Genomic DNA, 16,429 nt, shown 5'->3' with positions numbered 1-16,429 from the left:
GACGTCGCAGTTTCCATTCAGCAGGTTGAAAAGAGGTTTGGCGCCCTGAGCGCACTCGCCGGGGTGTCGCTCGACATTCGCGCCGGTGAGTTTTTCGGTCTGCTCGGCCCTAATGGCGCCGGCAAGACAACGCTGATTTCCTGTCTGGCCGGTCTGGCTCGCCCGGATGCCGGGCATCTTCGCGTCATGGGCCACGATGTCGTCAGCGATGCCGGTGCGGCGCGTCGAGTGCTCGGCGTCGTGCCGCAGGAACTGGTTTTCGACCCCTTCTTCACCGTGCGCGAAACCCTGCGTATCCAGTCCGGCTATTTCGGCATCCGCAACAACGACGACTGGATCGACGAAATCCTCGCCGAGCTCGATCTCACCGCCAAGGCCGATACGAACATGCGGCGCCTCTCCGGTGGCATGAAGCGGCGCGTCTTGGTCGCGCAGGCCTTGGTGCACAAGCCGCCCGTCATCGTCCTCGACGAGCCGACCGCCGGTGTGGACGTCGAACTGCGGCAGGGCTTGTGGCAGTTCGTCAGCCGCCTCAATCGCGAAGGCCAGACGGTGATTCTGACCACGCATTACCTCGACGAGGCGCAGGCGCTGTGTGGCCGCATCGCGATGCTCAAGGAGGGGCGCGTGGTGGCACTCGACACGACGGCGAATCTTCTGGCGCGGCATTCCAGTCACGCTCTGGTGGTCCGTCTGGCGGCGGGCGATACGCTGCCAGATGCCTTGCGCGAGCGTGCTGTTGCCGAGGATGGCGCTTGGCGTTTTCGTCTGGCAACGCCAACCGACATCGAGCCCTTGCTGGCGACCTTGCGCGTCGCCGGCTGTCGTCTCGCCGACGTGCAGTTGTTGCAGGGCGACCTCGAAGATGTCTTCCTCGACATCATGCATGCCGGCGGAGCGGGCGCATGAGCGGCGCCGTCACCCTCTTTCGCAAGGAAGTGCAGCGTTTCTGGAAGGTCGGCTTCCAGACCATCGCGGCGCCCGTACTGACGGCGATCCTTTATCTGCTGATTTTCGCGCACGTGCTTGATGAGCATGTGCGGGTGCACGAGGTGGCGTACACCGCCTTCCTGATTCCCGGCCTCGTCATGATGTCGGTGCTGCAAAACGCCTTCGCCAACAGCTCGTCGAGTCTGATCCAGTCGAAGGTGACGGGCAGCATCGTCTTTATCCTGCTGCCGCCGATCTCCTGGGCCGAGCTGTTCCTTGCCTTTGTCGGCGCCGCCGTCGTACGTGGCATGGTGGTCGGCGCGGCGGTACTGGCGGCGACAGCGTTCTTCACGCCCATGACGTTTTACTCGCCGCTGTGGATCGTTCTCTTCGCGCTGCTCGGCGGCGGCATCATGGGTGCGCTCGGCGTCATCGGCGGCATCTGGGCCGAAAAATTCGACCAGCTGGCCGCCTTCCAGAATTTCCTGATTCTGCCGCTGACCATGCTCTCCGGCGTTTTCTACTCGATTGCGACGCTGCCTCCAGTGTGGCGGCAGGTTTCGCACTTCAATCCCGTTTTTTATATGATCGACGGCTTCCGCTACGGCTTCTTCGGCGTCTCCGATGCGCCGCCCGAAACCAGCCTCGCCGTCGTCGGCGCTTGCTTTGTCGTCGTCGCGCTGGCGACGCTGGCCTTGCTGCGTAGTGGTTACAAGCTAAGGAACTGATTCATGATGCAACCGGAAAAACTTCAGCAACTGATCGCCGCGGGCATCGCCTGCACGCATGTCGAGGTGACGGGGGACGGGCAGCATTTCGAGGCGCGGATCGTCAGCGACGATTTTGTCGGCAAGAGTCGCGTCGCCCGCCAGCAGCACGTCAATGGCGTGTTGCGTGCCTATTTCGACAGCAGCGAGCTGCATGCCCTGTCGATGCAGACGCTGACGACGGCGGAATGGAGTGCGGCACGTGGATAAGTTGCTGATTCAGGGCGGGGTGCCGCTCGCGGGTGAAGTCGTGATTTCCGGGGCCAAGAACGCCGCGCTGCCGATCCTCTGCGCCAGCCTGCTGTCGTCAGAAACGCTCAACCTCACGAACCTGCCGCATCTGAACGATGTGTCGACCATGCTGCGCCTGATCGCGCAGATGGGCGTCGGCGTGACGCTGGAGGGCGCCGACGGCCTGTCGCTCGATAGCCGCAGCATCACGCAGCCGCTGGCGCCGTACGACATGGTGAAGACCATGCGCGCCTCGATTCTCGTCCTCGGGCCGCTTCTGGCGCGTTGCGGCGAAGCCAAGGTGTCGCTGCCCGGCGGCTGCGCCATCGGCGCCCGTCCGGTCGACCAGCACATCAAGGGATTGCAGGCGATGGGGGCGGACATCCGCGTCGAAAACGGCTACGTCATCGCGCGGGCCAGTCGTCTGAAAGGGGCGCGCATCGTCACCGACATGGTGACGGTGACGGGCACCGAAAACCTGATGATGGCGGCAACGCTGGCTGAAGGCGAGACGATCATTGAGAACGCCGCACGCGAGCCGGAAGTCGTCGATCTCGCCAATTGCCTGTCGGCGATGGGCGCGCAGATTTCCGGCGCGGGCTCCGGCGTCATCCGCATTCAGGGGGTTGAGCGTCTGCACGGCGCGACGCACTCGATCATGCCCGACCGTATTGAAACCGGCACTTACCTGTGCGCGGCTGCCGCGACGGGGGGCGAGGTGCGCCTGACGCGGACTTCCTCGGCTTATCTCGATGTGGTCATCGACAAACTGCTCGATGCCGGCTGCGACATCGATATCGAGCGTGACGCGATCACCCTCAAGGCGCCGCCGCGTCTGAAGGCAGTGAGCTTGCGCACGGCGCCGTATCCGGCCTTTCCCACCGACATGCAGGCGCAGTTCATGGCGCTCAACTGTGCGGCGGAAGGCTCGGCGATCATCCGCGAGACGATTTTCGAGAATCGCTTCATGCACGCCGTCGAGCTGATCCGTCTCGGTGCCGACATCCGCATCGATGGCAGCAACGCCGTCGTCACCGGTGTGCCGCATCTGAACGGCGCGACCGTCATGGCGACCGATCTGCGTGCTTCTGCCAGTCTTGTCATTGCCGGCCTGGCGGCGCAGGGTGAAACGCTGATCGAGCGTATCTACCACCTGGATCGTGGCTACGAGCGGATCGAAGAGAAACTCTCGCGTCTGGGCGCGCGGGTTCGTCGCGTTCCCTGAGGCGGTGGGGCGGCGATGCGGTAAAATCGCCGCTTTAACGAGCAGGATGACGCCGTGAACGGCATTACCATCGCCCTCTCGAAGGGTCGTATCTTCGAGGAAACGCTGCCGCTCCTGGCGGCGGCCGGAATCGTCCCGGACGAAAATCCCGATACCTCGCGTAAGCTCATCATCCAGACCAGCCGCCCCGACGTGCGCGTCGTCGTCGTGCGGGCGTCCGACGTGCCGACCTACGTGCAGCATGGCGCGGCAGATCTGGGCGTTGCCGGGCGTGATGTGCTGATCGAACATGGCGGCGCGGGGCTCTACCAACCGCTCGACCTGAACATTGCCCGCTGCCGGATGATGGTCGCCGTGCCGGAGGGCTTTGATTACGCGCATGCCGTGCGCCAGGGCGCGCGTCTCAAGGTGGCGACGAAATACCTGCGCATCGCCCGCGAGCACTTCGCGGCCAAGGGCGTACACGTCGATCTGATCAAACTCTACGGCTCGATGGAGCTGGCACCGCTCGCCGGATTGGCCGACGCCATCGTCGACCTCGTGTCGACTGGCAGCACGCTGAAGGCCAACCGCCTCGTCGCGGTCGAGCACGTCCTCGATATTTCCTCGCGTCTGATCGTGAACCAGGCGGCGCTGAAGCTCAAACGCGAGTCGCTGGCGCCGATCCTCGACGCCTTTACGGCAGCGGTGCGCCCATGATCGCCATCAAACGTCTCTCCTCGACCGACGCCGATTTTGCGGCGCGTCTAAATGCCCTGCTGGCCTTCGAAGGGGCGCAGGATGAGTCCGTCGACCGCACGGTGGCGGCGATTCTGGCTGACGTTAAGACCCGTGGCGACGCGGCTGTCGTCGAATACACGCAGCGCTTCGACCGTCTGGCGGTCAGCGACATGGCGCAACTGGCATTGCCGGCCGCTGAGTTGCAGGCGGCACTCGAAGGTTTGCCGGCGGCGCAACGCAGCGCGCTGGAAGCCGCCGCTGCCCGCGTTCGCGCCTACCACGAGCATCAACCATTGCGTGGCTGGCAGTACGAGGAAGCGGACGGCACCCTGCTCGGGCAACAGGTGACGCCGCTCGACCGCGTTGGCTTGTACGTTCCGGGGGGTAAGGCCGCCTATCCGTCATCGGTGCTGATGAACGCCATTCCGGCTCGTGTCGCGGGCGTCGGTGAGCTGATCATGGTGGTGCCGACGCCGGGCGGCGAGAAAAACGCGCTGGTGCTCGCTGCTGCTGCGCTCGCCGGCGTTGATCGCGTATTCACCATTGGTGGCGCGCAGGCGATTGGCGCGCTGGCCTACGGTACACAGACTGTTCCGCAGGTCGACAAGATCGTTGGTCCGGGCAATGCCTATGTCGCCGCCGCCAAGCGGCGCGTCTTCGGCGTCGTTGGCATCGACATGGTGGCCGGGCCGTCGGAAATCCTCGTCGTCTGCGACGGGCAGACCGATCCTGACTGGGTGGCGATGGACCTCTTCTCGCAGGCGGAACACGACGAGCTGGCGCAGTCGATCCTGCTCTGTCCGGACGCTGATTATCTTGCGCGCGTTGCCGCCGCCATCGAGCGTCTGCTGCCGACGATGCCGCGCCGCGAGGTCATCCGCGCGGCGCTGGAAAACCGTGGTGCCCTGATTCAGGTGCGCGATCTCGACGAGGCGTGTGCGCTGGCCAACCAGATCGCGCCTGAGCACCTCGAATTGTCGGTTGCCGACGCGCAGGCCTGGCTGCTGAAAATCCGCCACGCGGGGGCGATCTTCATCGGTCGCTATACCTCGGAAGCGCTGGGCGACTACTGTGCTGGGCCGAACCACGTGCTGCCGACCTCGGGCAGTGCGCGCTTCTCATCGCCGCTGGGCGTTTACGACTTCCAGAAGCGCAGCAGCCTGATCCGCGTCTCGCAGGCCGGGGCGCAAACGCTCGGTCGCATCGCCGCGACGCTGGCGGAGGGTGAAGGCTTGCCGGCGCACGCACGCTCCGCTGAATACCGGCTCGACCCGCCGGCACGCTGAGTCTTATGTCGTCGCGCGAGCTTCTGCTCTTCGCGGCGGCGGCCTCTTCGCTACCGTCCGCCGTGAGGTCGCTTAGGGAAAGCCGCGCAGGCTGCTGAAGCCGGCGACGGGTTCGCGTTCCGAGCGTAGCGTGTTTTCGATGGCGTCAGGGTCGGCGTAGCCCAGCGCCATGCCGCAGACGACGACTTCGTCGTCAGGGATGTCGAGAACTTCGCGAATCGTCACGTGATAGTCGGCAAACGCCGCCTGTGCACAGGTGTCGAGTCCGCGGGCGCGGGCAGCGGTCATCAGGTTGGCCATGAACATGCCGTAGTCGATGAACATGCCTTGCCCAAGCCGCCGGTCAATGGTGAAGATGAGGCCAACCGGCGCGTCGAAGAAGAGGTAATTGCGCGCCGTCTGCTGCTTCATGGCCGCTTTGTCTTCCTTACCGATGCCGAGCAGTCCGTAGAGCGCGAAGCCAACCTTGCGCCGCCGTCCGAGCCAGGGCTCGACCCATTGCTTCGGGTAGTAGTCGAACTCGCGGCCGTCCATGCCGGTGCTGTTGAATTTGTCGATGATGGCGGACGACAGGCGGGTTTTTTCGTCGCCAGCGAGCGCGTAGACCTTCCACGGCTGGACGTTGGTGCCGGACGGCGCGCAGGCCGCCAGCGCCAGCAGCTCTTCAACGACCTCACGCGCCACCGGTGTCGGCAGGAAGCGGCGGATCGAGTGCCGGGTGCGGATCGCCTCATCAACGGCGGCAACGGCGTCAGGGCGCGGCGGTGTCTGGCTCATCAGAGAATCTCCCTCAGGGCGGCAAGCAGGTCGACACACTGCGCGTCGGTGCCGATGGTGATGCGCAGGTACTGATCGATGCGCGGCAGCCGGAAGTGGCGAACGATGATGGCACGCTCGCGCAGGGCGGCGGCGAGCGTCGCGGCGTCGTGCTGTGGATGCCGGATGAAGATGAAGTTGGCGGCGGATGGCACACAGTCGAAGCCGAGGCGCTGCAAATCGGCGACAAGTTCCTCGCGGCTACGCATGACGGCGCGCCGGGTCGTGTCGAAATGGGCGCGGTCCAGCAGCGCGGCGACCGAGGCCGTGATCGCGAGCCGGTCGAGCGGGTAAGAGTTGAAGCTGTTTTTGACGCGGTCGAGCGCTTCGATCAGGTCGCGGTGGCCGATGGCGAAGCCGACGCGCAAGCCGGCGAGGGAACGCGACTTCGACAGCGTCTGGACGACCAGCAGATTCGGGTAGCGCGACACCAGAGCGACGGCCGTCGGTACGTCTTCCGCCGCGAAGTCGATATAGGCTTCGTCGATGACGACCACCGAGTCCGGGTTGCCGGCGACGATGCGCTCGATGTCTTGCAGCGGCAGCAGGCGGCCGGTCGGCGCGTTCGGATTCGGGAAGATGATGCCGCCGTTCGGGCGCAGGTAATCGGCGCTGTCGATGGCGAAGTCTTCGTCGAGAGGAACGGTCTCGAAGTCGATGTCGTAGAGTCCGCAATACACCGGATAGAAGCTGTAGGTGATGTCGGGAAAAAGCACCGGCCTGTCGTGCTTGAGCAACGCCTGGAAGACATGCGCCAGCACTTCGTCCGAGCCGTTGCCGACGAAGACATTTGCCGCGCCGATGCCGGCGTCGGCAAAGAAGTGGGCGATGGCTGACTTCAGGCGATCCGCGTTGGGGTCGGGATAGAGACGCAGGCTGGCCGCGTCGTCGCCGAGTTCGCCCTGCATGGCCGCGAGAACGTTCGGGCTGGGCGGGTAAGGATTTTCGTTGGTGTTGAGTTTGACGAGGCGGCTCAGCTTGGGCTGTTCGCCGGGGACGTAGGGGGTCAGGCGGCGTGTAACGTCACTCCAGTATCGGCTCATGCGCTTCTCGGGGCTCGGACAATGGTCGGAATGGTATCATGCCCCTTCCGTTCCAATCCCTTGTGGCGCTTACGATGCGGCGAGCTGAAATTACACGCAATACTCTGGAAACGCAGGTTTCCGTAGCCCTCGATCTTGACGGTGCCGGCGTTGGCCGTCTGGCCAGTGGCGTGCCCTTTCTCGATCACATGCTCGACCAGATCGCCCGCCACGGCGGCATCGATCTCGAGGTGGCGGCCAAGGGCGATTTGCACATCGACGCGCACCACACGGTCGAGGATATCGGCATCACGCTTGGTCAGGCGCTGGCTCGCGCGCTTGGCGACAAGAAGGGGCTGCGCCGCTACGGCCACGCCTACGTGCCGCTCGACGAGGCGCTGTCGCGCGTCGTCGTCGATCTTTCCGGGCGTCCGGGCCTGAGTTTCAACGTCGAGTTCACACGCGCGCAGATCGGTGTCTTCGATGTCGACCTGGTGCGCGAGTTTTTCCAGGCGCTGGTCAATCACGCGCAGATCACGCTGCATATCGACACGTTGCGCGGTGACAACGCGCATCACCAGGCCGAGAGCGTCTTCAAGGCCTTTGGCCGGGCGCTGCGCATGGCCTGCGAGGTCGATCCGCGTGCCGCCGGCAGCATTCCTTCGACCAAGGGAGCCTTGTAATGTCGGCTTCCGGCACGGTCGCCGTCATCGATTACGGCATGGGTAACTTACGCTCGGTCTGGCAGGCGCTGGCTCAGGTGGCGGGTGAGTCGAAAGTCGTCGTGACGGCCGACCCGGCCGTCGTCGCGGCAGCGGATCGTGTGGTCTTTCCGGGACAAGGCGCCATGCCCGACTGTATGCGGGAAGTCGACGCGCGCGGCTTGCGCGGTGCACTTGTCGACGCGGCCCGCAACAAGCCTTTTCTGGGGATTTGCATCGGTTTGCAGATGCTGTTCGAGCACAGCGAAGAAGGCGATGTGGCCGGGCTCGGAATCTTTGCCGGTCGTGTGCGTCGTTTTCCAGCGTCGCAGATGGTCGATCCGGCGGGTCTGCGCCTGAAAGTGCCGCACATGGGCTGGAACCGCGTACAGCAAGCGGCCGGCAGCGGCTGCCGTACGGCAGCGCATCCCCTGTGGGCGAATATCGCCGACGAAGAGCGTTTTTATTTCGTGCACAGCTACTACGTCGACCCGGCGGATTCGACCGTCGTTGCTGGCACGACCGGCTATGGCATCCCCTTTACCAGCGCAGTGGCGCGGGATAATATCTTCGCCGTCCAGTGCCACCCGGAGAAGAGTGCGCGAGCGGGCCTGACCCTCTTGGCGAATTTCATCGGTTGGAAGCCCTGACGGCCGTCAGGGCCGCAGTCTGCGGTCGTTTTACCTCTTTTATCGACTCTCCGGCGTGCCGGTCTGCCGACGTAAGCATCCCTGATGGACACTTCGCAGATTTCGCGCCGCCTCCTTCCTGATTCCTCTTCTCTCCGTTTTGCCAAATGCTGATCATTCCTGCAATTGACCTGAAGGGCGGCCAGTGTGTCCGCCTCAAGCAAGGCCTGATGGACGATGCCACCGTTTTTTCGGTTTCCCCGGGCGAACAGGCGAAGCACTGGCTCGATCAGGGCGCGCGTCGTTTGCACGTAGTCGATCTCGATGGCGCGTTTGCCGGGCAGCCGAAGAACGCAGCGGCGATCAAGAAGATCGTCGAGGCTGTCGGCGACGACATTCCGGTGCAGCTCGGCGGCGGCATCCGCGACCTCGACACCATCGAGCGCGTGCTCGATGCCGGTATCAGTTACGTCATCATCGGCACCGCGGCAGTGAAGAATCCGGGCTTCCTGCACGACGCCTGCGGCGCCTTTCCGGGGCACGTCATCGTCGGTCTGGACGCGCGCGATGGCAAGGTGGCGGTCGACGGCTGGTCGAAATTGACGCGCCACGATGTCATTGATCTGGCGAAGAAATTCGAGGATTACGGCGTCGAGGGCATCATCTATACCGACATCGGCCGCGATGGCATGCTCTCCGGCTTCAACATCGAGGCGACCGTCAAGCTGGCGCAGGCACTGCGTATTCCGGTGTATGCCAGTGGCGGTCTCTCTTCTCTGGACGACATCGGCGCCCTGTGTGCGATCGAGGGCGAAGGCGTTGTCGGTGCCATCGCTGGTCGGGCCATTTACGACGGTTCGCTCGATTTCGCGGCGGCGCAGGCGGAAGCCGATCGTCTCGGCGCGGGCTGAGCCGGGAAAGGACTCACGGGTTTCAATCTTGGCGCTAGCCAAACGTATCATTCCCTGTCTCGACGTGACGGCAGGGCGCGTCGTCAAAGGGACCAACTTCGTCAATCTGCGCGACGCCGGCGATCCGGTGGAAATCGCGCGCCGGTACGATGAGCAGGGCGCTGACGAGGTTACTTTCCTCGACATCACGGCGTCGTCGGATCAGCGCGGCATCATCCTGTCGATCATCGAAGCGTGTGCGTCGCAGGTGTTCATCCCCCTCACCGTTGGCGGTGGTGTGCGTGAGATCGGCGATGTGCGCCGCCTGCTCAATGCCGGCGCCGACAAGGTCAGCATCAACACCTCGGCGGTGCAAAACCCCGATTTGGTGGCTGAGGCGTCGGCCAAGGTCGGTTCGCAGTGCATCGTTGTCGCCATCGACGCCAAAGAGGTGGCGCCCGGAGCGTGGGAAGTCTTCACGCACGGCGGGCGAACGCGTACCGGGCTCGATGCGGTTGCCTGGGCGCGTCGCGTGCAGGAACTCGGCGCCGGCGAAATCCTGCTCACCAGCATGGATCGCGATGGCGCGCGCAGCGGCTTCGATCTGGCGCTGACGCGCGCGGTCTCCGATGCTGTCGATATTCCGGTGATCGCCAGCGGCGGCGTCGGCTCGTTGCAGCACCTTGCGGACGGCGTGAGCGAAGGTCGCGCCGACGCGGTCTTGGCGGCGAGCATCTTCCATTTCGGCGAATTCACGATCCGCGAGGCCAAGGAATACATGGCCGCACGCGGCATCGAGGTGCGCCTGTGAGCGCCCTGCGTCGCGGGAGCGGGTGGCGATGAGCGTCGATCTCGATCCTTCCCTGCCGTGGCTCGACGCCCTTACGTGGGATGCCGACGGGCTGATCCCGGCTATTGCGCAGGATGCCCATAGCGGGTGCGTGCTCATGCTTGCCTGGATGAACCGCGAAGCGCTGGCAGAAACGGTGCGCGAAGGCTTCGCGGTATACTGGTCCCGCTCACGTCAGCGTTTCTGGCGCAAGGGCGAAGAATCGGGCCATGTGCAGCGGGTGCGCGCCATCCGGACGGATTGCGATGGCGATGCGATATTGCTGGCTGTGGAGCAGGAAGGCGGCATCGCCTGCCACACTGGTCGCCAAAGCTGCTTCTTTTATCAGACGGACGGGGCGCACTGGCAGGTGGTTGATCCTGTGCTGAAGAACCCCGGAGAAATCTACAAAAAATGAACATCGATCTGTTGCATCGTCTCTCGGAAACCTTGGCGGAACGGCGCAATGCCGACCCGCAGACCTCGTACACCGCCCAGTTGATGGCCAAAGGGCCGGATGCCATTCTCAAGAAGATCGGCGAGGAATGTGCCGAACTGATCATGGCGGGCAAGGAAGGCGACCGCCTGAACGTCGTCTGGGAGTCGACCGACGTTCTTTTTCACGTGATGGTCTTGCTGGCCTTTTATGGCCTTTCCATCGAGGATGTCCTGCAGGAACTGCGCCGGCGCGAAGGCATCTCCGGCGTCGATGAGAAGAAGTCACGGAGCGCGTAAACCATGGAGAACTGCATCTTCTGCCGCATCGTCCGGGGCGAGATTCCCTCGCGCAAGGTCTATGAGGACGACGAGGTGTTCGCTTTCCACGATATCAACCCGCTGCGCCCGGTACATATTCTGGTCATCCCGAAGCGGCACATTAGCTCGCTGGCCGAGGTGGGGGCCGACGATGCTCCGACGTTGGGCCACCTGCTCGTCGTCGCCAGGCGGCTGGCAGTGGAGAACGGCAGTCCCGATGGTTTCCGGCTGGTGATCAATACCGGCCGGATCGGTCAGCAGGAAGTCCAGCATCTTCACGCACATATCATCGGCGGATCGGCGCCTGTCGGACCGATGCTTGCCCGCCTTCAAGGAGACGAATGATGGGTTCGTTCAGTATCTGGCACTGGTTGATTGTTCTCGTCATCATCCTGCTCATTTTTGGCACCAAGAAGCTGCGTAACGTCGGGCAGGACCTCGGCGGCGCGGTCAAGGGCTTCAAGGAAGGCATGAAAGACGCGACCGACGAGAAGCCGGCCGAGCCGGTGGCGCCGCCGCAGGCGGCGACCGGGCAGACGATCGAAGGCGAAATTCGCGAAAAAACCCGCTCGTGAGCGCTCCTAGTGCGTGATCGCGTCAGTCCGGCGATGTCGCAGGCCCTCCGTCGCGGTTTGCGGCTGTCCGTCGCTACGCCTTTCTGACGCGCTTCCGGGCTTTCCTCCGCCATGTTTGACGTTGCTTTTTCCGAACTGCTGATCATCGGCGTCGTCGCGCTGATCGTCATCGGCCCGCGCCGCTTGCCGACGGTCGCGCGCACGCTGGGCGTCATGCTCGGTCGTTTGCAGCGCTATGTCGCCAACGTCAAGGCCGACATCAACCGCGAAATGCAACTCGATGAACTGCGCAAGCTGCAGGCCGAGCTGGCCGAAACCGCCCGCAAGCTCGAAAGCGGGATGGCCACCGGCGTCGCCAACGCGCAGCAGGCGCTCGACGATGCGGCGCAGACGCTCCGCGCCACCGTGAGCGATACGTCTCCGCCTGTTCCGCCAGAGACGGTGGCTTCCGCCTCGTCGGTGCCTGCGGACACCCTCTCTCAGACGCCCGTAGCTTCCCCAGCGGCTCCCGTTTCGCCGCTACCGGCTTCGCCCGCGCCAGCGATTAGCGCCGCAGAGCGCAAGGACTGAGTTTTCCTATGGTCGACGGTGAAGAGTCTTTTTTCAGCCACCTCGTAGAACTGCGCAATCGGCTGATTCGTGCCCTGCTGGCGATTGCCATCGTTTTCGTCGCCCTCTTTCCGTGGTCGAAGGAAATCTACACGCTGTTTGCGCAGCCTCTGCTCGTCGCCTTGCCGGCAGGCGGGCAAATGATCGCGACGGACGTCATCGGTGTCTTTCTGGTGCCGATGAAAGTCACGCTGATGGTGGCCCTGGTGATCGCGCTGCCCTTCGTGCTCTATCAGGTCTGGGCCTTCGTTGCGCCGGGCCTCTACAAGCACGAGAAGCGGCTGGCCTTGCCGCTTGTCGTCGCCAGCGTCGTGCTGTTCTTCATCGGTATGTCGTTTGCCTACTTCCTGGTCTTTCCGACGGTGTTCGGATTCATGGCCCGCGTTGCGCCGCAGGGCGTCGCGTGGATGACCGATATCGACAAGTATCTGTCGTTCGTCTTGACGACTTTCCTTGCCTTTGGCTCGGCTTTTGAAGTGCCGGTTGTTGTGGTGGTTCTCGTGCGGACCTGTGTGGTCTCCATCGAGAAGCTGAAGGCTTGGCGGCCGTACGTCATCGTCGGCGCTTTCGTCGTCGGGGCGGTGTTTACGCCGCCGGACATCGTCTCGCAGATCATGCTGGCGGTGCCGCTCTGCCTGTTGTTCGAGTTGGGCCTCATCCTCGCGCGTGTCATCGGTAAGCGCAGTGCGGCTGCCGATGATTTGCCCGCCGAGGTGTCGCCGGGCCCGACGTATCCGCCGGCGGCACACGCCGCCTCTGCGCAAGGCGAAGGGTCGGGGTCGGTAAGGACGACAGTGGAAACGGCGGCGCTGCCTCCGGCTGCTGAGCCAGCCTCCACGGGCACAGACGCAGGCGAACCGCCGTTGCGCTAGCCCGCCGCCTTGTACGACACCTGCCAGGCCGTCAGGGCGTGCAGGTGTCGGTGCAACCCGGCAGCGGTGTGGTGGTGCGTGGCGGAGCAGCGACAGTGGCCGCCTGCGCGACGGGTTCGCCTTCCTCAAAGAGCCACAGACTGCCGGCCGGCATGGTCGTCCATTGCTCGTTGTCGGTCAGCGGCGTCGTGGCAATGACGGCAACGCGGTCAGCGGCCGTCGTCAGCTCCGAGAAATCGACACTGAGGTCTTCGTCGGCGAGGTGTGCCACGTCAAACGGTGCCTTGCGCACGACGAAAGCCAGTTTCGTCGAGCAATGTGCGAAGAGCCAGTCACCGTTCGAGAGCAGGTAATTGAATTCGCCGCGTGCGCCCAATTCGAGCGTCAGCGCCTGCAAGGTCGAGAACAGGTCGTCGCGGGCGGGCGGCGTGGCGCCGAAGCGTTGCCGCAGCTGGCGCAGTATCCAGCAGAAGGCCGCTTCGCTATCGGTGGTGCCGACCGGCTGAAAGCCGCTTTCGGTGGCTTCGTCGTGCGTCGCTGACGCCTCCGTGGGCGGAGCGAGATTCTCGGGGAGCGCGCCGTTGTGGGCGAAGATCCAGTAGCGCCCCCATAGCTCGCGCATGAACGGATGCGTGTTTTCCAGCGCGACACGGCCATGCGTCGCCTTGCGAATATGGGCGATGACGTTCTTCGAGTGGATCGGGTAGTTGCGGACGAGTTCCGCCACGGGCGACTTGCACGAGGGCTGCGGGTCGAGGAAAAGACGCGCGCCGCGTCCCTCGAAAAAGGCGATTCCCCAGCCGTCGGCGTGAACGTCCGTCGCTCCGCCACGGCGTTGAAAGCCGGCGAACGAAAAGCAGATGTCCGTCGGCGTGTTGCAGTTCATTCCTAATAATTGGCAAATTTTACATTCCTCCGCTTGCAATGATAGCATGGACATAATGCCTGCCACTGCGTATTCATATGTCCGTTTCTCGATACCTCAGCAACTAAAGGGTGATTCGCTTCGTCGCCAACTTGAGGCCTCTGAGCGATATGTGGCTGAACATGGGCTGGTTCTCGATAAGACGCTGAATCTGCGTGATCTTGGTATCTCAGCATTTCGTGGAAAGAATGTCGAGCGCGGGGGGTGTTCATTGAGGCGATAAAAACAGGTAAAGTCAAGATTGGCTCTTATCTAATCGTCGAGTCTTTAGACCGAATTTCGAGAACAGAAGTTATCGATGTCTTCGAGATATTACTGAAAATAATCCGTGCCGGTATAAATATCGTCACGCTCACGGATAGTCATGTTTACAGCAAAGATTCAATAAGGGTGAATTTTACTAAATTGATCATCTCGATCTCGGTGATGTCCCGTGCCCACGAAGTCTGAGATGTCTTGAAAATGTTTCAAAATTTCCGTTTATGGAAAGATGTAAATACGTTTGCCTGAAGCAAAGACAGAAAATTGATATCAAGGAAAAATACTAGAATAGCAAAATCAGAAACGAGAGCGGCCTAGATTAACCGCCAATGATTTTGGTGCTAATAAGGTATTACGTGCCAGTTATATTTTAATCACTTACTCTGATATTGAAATGAGCGCAAATGAATAGTGCATTAAAAAAAATCAGCGAAAAACTTTCTAAATACAAAAAGGCAATATCTTTTTCAGAGGCGATATTTGAGGGGGGGCCGAGGTTGCGACATCTTCCCGGTCAGACATATTTATTTTTGGGGCCGGGGAACTGGGGCAACAATTTGCTAAGGCATTTAAACACTCTGGCATACGCGTTTCTGGTTTTGTTGATAATGACCAAAACAAACATGGCTGTATTTTTGAAGAGCTGCAATGTAATGCGGTCAGTTACATTAAAACTCGCCTTGAGTCGGTGCATGTGGTAATCGCGGTTTCTTTAGGAAGCGAAGTTGCTAATGCGCAACTTCTATCGATGGGATTAAATGCTAAGCAGATTTATTTTGCAGAGCAGCAAAGAGAAAAATATGGCAAACGGGTACGTTACTATCTTAGTAACTGCTTATGCGGATTGATGGCATGGCAAGACAAAAATCAATCGTCGCACATCATTGAAAGAGATGCGGACTTGATTGAGTTTGTTTACGACCGGCTGGCCGATGATAGGTCTCGTGATATTTTTGTGTCCAGAATTGCGCTTTGTTTGGTCGGGGAAAGCTATGGCGCGCTAAATGAATTTTTGGATGAGTACAGTGATACGGTCATAGAGAATACAAAGAAATTTGGTCTATCTTGGTCGTCTCCAATGGCAGAAACGGAGTACAAATATTATTTCAATCAGGATTTCATTGAGTACAACGACAATGAAGTTTTCGTAGATGTCGGTGCGGAAAACGGGAATACCGTAATCCCGTTTATTGAACATCTTTATCAGAAGAATCTAAAGCCAAAGCATATATACGCATTTGAGCCCGATCCAGATACGTTCCGTTTTTTGAAGCAGAATGTGGGAGGGGTCGAATATGTTTCCGTTGAAAACAGTGGCGTCGGTTCAAAAAACGGAGAGCTGAGATTCAGAAAGTCATCCATGTTTGGCGCATATCGTTATTGCGGTCACATTAGTCCAGATGGTGACATTTCGGTCAACATTCACACGATCGACAGTTACTTCATCGATACGCCAGTTTCGTTCTTGAAATTCGATCCTAGCGGAGATGCGATTATCGCCGGGTTAGAGGGCGCTTCGGGGATTATTTCGCAGCGTAAGCCAAAAATTATTGCAGGCGCTTACCATCAAATAGAAAACCTATACAGAATACCTAAAATGCTACTCGAATTGGATTCGAATTATCGTGTCTATCTTAGACACTTGGCATTTCATGCGAATGAGACCCATGCGTTTGCGATACCCGCCTAAGCATAGAAAGTCCTTAATATGGATAATGCGATTTCCTGATGCTAGAAATGTCGGTCAAGAAATCGCCTACTAAAGCCTCCTGCGGGCCTGTAGGTGGACAATCCGGTTGCCTACTGTCCTGTCGTCAGTTTCTCGCTTCAGCGAAATCTGTTGCGTTTGAACAACAGACTTAAAACGGCTTTGGGTTGGCGGGAAAAGGAGCTGGCGAAAGAAACTTTGTTTCACTCCCCAAGCTTCGGATATTTCGGTTTTCTTTAAAAATCATGACCTGCCTGAATTCTTCGGACCACGTATTCTTGGAGAACGGCCTCCGGTTGGGGGGGGATAGACGGGTTTTCTTGAACGCCGCTGGCGTCTGGTTACCCAGGCTCGAATGCGGGCGAACCTCATTGTAGTGCTGACGCCATTGCTCGATGAGGCCCTTGGCCTCGAACCGATGGCGGAACCACTCCATCGACAGGCACTCATCCCGAAATTTGCCGTTGAAGCTCTCGGTCGTCCCGTTTTGCCAAGGCTTGCCCGGATCAATCAGCGCCATGTCGAGATTCTGGCTGGCCGCCCAACGCAGTAGCGCGCAGGACACGAACTCAGGCCCGTTGTCCGACCGCAAGACCTGCGGTGAGGCTACACCGAAATTTCGTACCAATTTGAGCTGGAATTTTCGGCACAATTTTCGTGATGTTGAAAGGAGATTG

21 protein-coding genes and 1 pseudogene are annotated in these 16,429 nt (G+C 60.9%); 18 read left to right on the top strand and 4 right to left on the bottom strand.

The window, feature by feature from the left end; translation table 11 throughout:
- The first annotated feature begins 63 nt into the window (after window positions 1–63).
- From GHK24_RS12620 to hisD, 6 genes are read left to right on the top strand one after another with little or no spacing between them, the layout of a single operon-like run.
- On the top strand, window positions 64–909 hold the full coding sequence (locus tag GHK24_RS12620; protein ID WP_422917825.1) for an ABC transporter ATP-binding protein: 846 nt from the start codon (window positions 64–66) through the stop codon (window positions 907–909).
- On the top strand, window positions 906–1,658 hold the full coding sequence (locus tag GHK24_RS12615) for an ABC transporter permease (RefSeq protein WP_153473241.1): 753 nt from the start codon (window positions 906–908) through the stop codon (window positions 1,656–1,658). The genes GHK24_RS12620 and GHK24_RS12615 overlap by 4 nt, the downstream gene beginning before the upstream one ends.
- A 3-nt stretch (window positions 1,659–1,661) precedes the next feature.
- Window positions 1,662–1,907, top strand: a complete 246-nt coding sequence (locus tag GHK24_RS12610) for a BolA family protein (protein WP_153473240.1) — start codon at window positions 1,662–1,664, stop codon at window positions 1,905–1,907.
- Complete coding sequence (murA, locus tag GHK24_RS12605; RefSeq protein WP_167681456.1) at window positions 1,900–3,153, top strand: UDP-N-acetylglucosamine 1-carboxyvinyltransferase; 1,254 nt, start codon at window positions 1,900–1,902, stop codon at window positions 3,151–3,153. The genes GHK24_RS12610 and murA overlap by 8 nt, the downstream gene beginning before the upstream one ends.
- A gap of 54 nt (window positions 3,154–3,207) precedes the next feature.
- Window positions 3,208–3,852, top strand: coding sequence for an ATP phosphoribosyltransferase (hisG, locus tag GHK24_RS12600; RefSeq protein WP_340666185.1), 645 nt, complete (start codon window positions 3,208–3,210; stop codon window positions 3,850–3,852).
- Window positions 3,849–5,159 carry a histidinol dehydrogenase gene (gene hisD, locus GHK24_RS12595; protein ID WP_153473239.1) on the top strand — a complete coding sequence of 437 codons (1,311 nt, stop codon included), beginning with the start codon at window positions 3,849–3,851 and terminating at the stop codon, window positions 5,157–5,159. Before hisG ends, hisD begins: the two co-directional genes overlap by 4 nt.
- Before the next feature lie 72 nt (window positions 5,160–5,231).
- On the opposite strand, the gene GHK24_RS12590 is transcribed toward hisD, so the two are convergent.
- Both GHK24_RS12590 and hisC read right to left on the bottom strand, forming a co-directional pair.
- On the bottom strand, window positions 5,232–5,936 hold the full coding sequence (locus GHK24_RS12590; protein WP_153473238.1) for a nitroreductase: 705 nt from the start codon (window positions 5,934–5,936) through the stop codon (window positions 5,232–5,234).
- Window positions 5,936–7,018 carry a histidinol-phosphate transaminase gene (gene hisC / locus GHK24_RS12585; protein ID WP_153473237.1) on the bottom strand — a complete coding sequence of 361 codons (1,083 nt, stop codon included), beginning with the start codon at window positions 7,016–7,018 and terminating at the stop codon, window positions 5,936–5,938. The genes GHK24_RS12590 and hisC overlap by 1 nt, the downstream gene beginning before the upstream one ends.
- 74 nt (window positions 7,019–7,092) lie before the next feature.
- Between hisC and hisB the strand changes: the two genes are divergently transcribed.
- The 10 genes from hisB (at window position 7,093) to tatC (ending at window position 12,858) form a co-directional block, all read left to right on the top strand.
- Window positions 7,093–7,680, top strand: a complete 588-nt coding sequence (gene hisB, locus GHK24_RS12580) for an imidazoleglycerol-phosphate dehydratase HisB (protein ID WP_153473236.1) — start codon at window positions 7,093–7,095, stop codon at window positions 7,678–7,680.
- On the top strand, window positions 7,680–8,348 hold the full coding sequence (gene hisH, locus GHK24_RS12575; protein ID WP_153473235.1) for an imidazole glycerol phosphate synthase subunit HisH: 669 nt from the start codon (window positions 7,680–7,682) through the stop codon (window positions 8,346–8,348). The genes hisB and hisH overlap by 1 nt, the downstream gene beginning before the upstream one ends.
- A gap of 146 nt (window positions 8,349–8,494) precedes the next feature.
- Window positions 8,495–9,238, top strand: coding sequence for a 1-(5-phosphoribosyl)-5-[(5-phosphoribosylamino)methylideneamino]imidazole-4-carboxamide isomerase (gene hisA, locus GHK24_RS12570; RefSeq protein ID WP_153473234.1), 744 nt, complete (start codon window positions 8,495–8,497; stop codon window positions 9,236–9,238).
- A gap of 28 nt (window positions 9,239–9,266) precedes the next feature.
- Window positions 9,267–10,028, top strand: a complete 762-nt coding sequence (gene hisF / locus GHK24_RS12565) for an imidazole glycerol phosphate synthase subunit HisF (protein WP_153473233.1) — start codon at window positions 9,267–9,269, stop codon at window positions 10,026–10,028.
- Between the two features lie 28 nt (window positions 10,029–10,056).
- Window positions 10,057–10,464, top strand: a complete 408-nt coding sequence (gene hisI / locus GHK24_RS12560) for a phosphoribosyl-AMP cyclohydrolase (RefSeq protein ID WP_153473232.1) — start codon at window positions 10,057–10,059, stop codon at window positions 10,462–10,464.
- Window positions 10,461–10,781, top strand: a complete 321-nt coding sequence (locus GHK24_RS12555) for a phosphoribosyl-ATP diphosphatase (protein ID WP_153473231.1) — start codon at window positions 10,461–10,463, stop codon at window positions 10,779–10,781. Before hisI ends, GHK24_RS12555 begins: the two co-directional genes overlap by 4 nt.
- A gap of 3 nt (window positions 10,782–10,784) precedes the next feature.
- Window positions 10,785–11,147, top strand: a complete 363-nt coding sequence (locus tag GHK24_RS12550) for a histidine triad nucleotide-binding protein (RefSeq protein ID WP_153473230.1) — start codon at window positions 10,785–10,787, stop codon at window positions 11,145–11,147.
- Window positions 11,147–11,377, top strand: coding sequence for a Sec-independent protein translocase subunit TatA (tatA, locus tag GHK24_RS12545; RefSeq protein WP_153473279.1), 231 nt, complete (start codon window positions 11,147–11,149; stop codon window positions 11,375–11,377). Before GHK24_RS12550 ends, tatA begins: the two co-directional genes overlap by 1 nt.
- 111 nt (window positions 11,378–11,488) lie before the next feature.
- Complete coding sequence (gene tatB, locus GHK24_RS12540) at window positions 11,489–11,947, top strand: Sec-independent protein translocase protein TatB (protein WP_153473229.1); 459 nt, start codon at window positions 11,489–11,491, stop codon at window positions 11,945–11,947.
- 8 nt (window positions 11,948–11,955) lie between these two features.
- Window positions 11,956–12,858, top strand: a complete 903-nt coding sequence (gene tatC / locus GHK24_RS12535) for a twin-arginine translocase subunit TatC (protein ID WP_153473228.1) — start codon at window positions 11,956–11,958, stop codon at window positions 12,856–12,858.
- 31 nt (window positions 12,859–12,889) lie between these two features.
- Here the strand turns inward: tatC and GHK24_RS12530 are convergent, their stop codons facing one another.
- Window positions 12,890–13,762, bottom strand: coding sequence for a class II glutamine amidotransferase (locus tag GHK24_RS12530; RefSeq protein ID WP_340666189.1), 873 nt, complete (start codon window positions 13,760–13,762; stop codon window positions 12,890–12,892).
- A 225-nt stretch (window positions 13,763–13,987) separates the two neighbouring features.
- On the opposite strand from GHK24_RS12530, the gene GHK24_RS14000 reads away from it, so the two are divergent.
- Window positions 13,988–14,233, top strand: a complete 246-nt coding sequence (locus GHK24_RS14000) for a recombinase family protein (RefSeq protein ID WP_153473225.1) — start codon at window positions 13,988–13,990, stop codon at window positions 14,231–14,233.
- Between the two features lie 505 nt (window positions 14,234–14,738).
- Complete coding sequence (locus GHK24_RS13930) at window positions 14,739–15,734, top strand: FkbM family methyltransferase (RefSeq protein WP_153473224.1); 996 nt, start codon at window positions 14,739–14,741, stop codon at window positions 15,732–15,734.
- A gap of 292 nt (window positions 15,735–16,026) precedes the next feature.
- On the opposite strand, the pseudogene GHK24_RS12510 reads toward GHK24_RS13930, so the two are convergent.
- Window positions 16,027–16,429, bottom strand: a pseudogene (locus GHK24_RS12510) (integrase core domain-containing protein); the annotation flags it as partial.

It is taken from the genome of Rhodocyclus gracilis, assembly GCF_009617575.1.
Classification (GTDB): domain Bacteria; phylum Pseudomonadota; class Gammaproteobacteria; order Burkholderiales; family Rhodocyclaceae; genus Rhodocyclus; species Rhodocyclus gracilis.
This window is presented reverse-complemented; position numbering and strand designations above follow the sequence as displayed.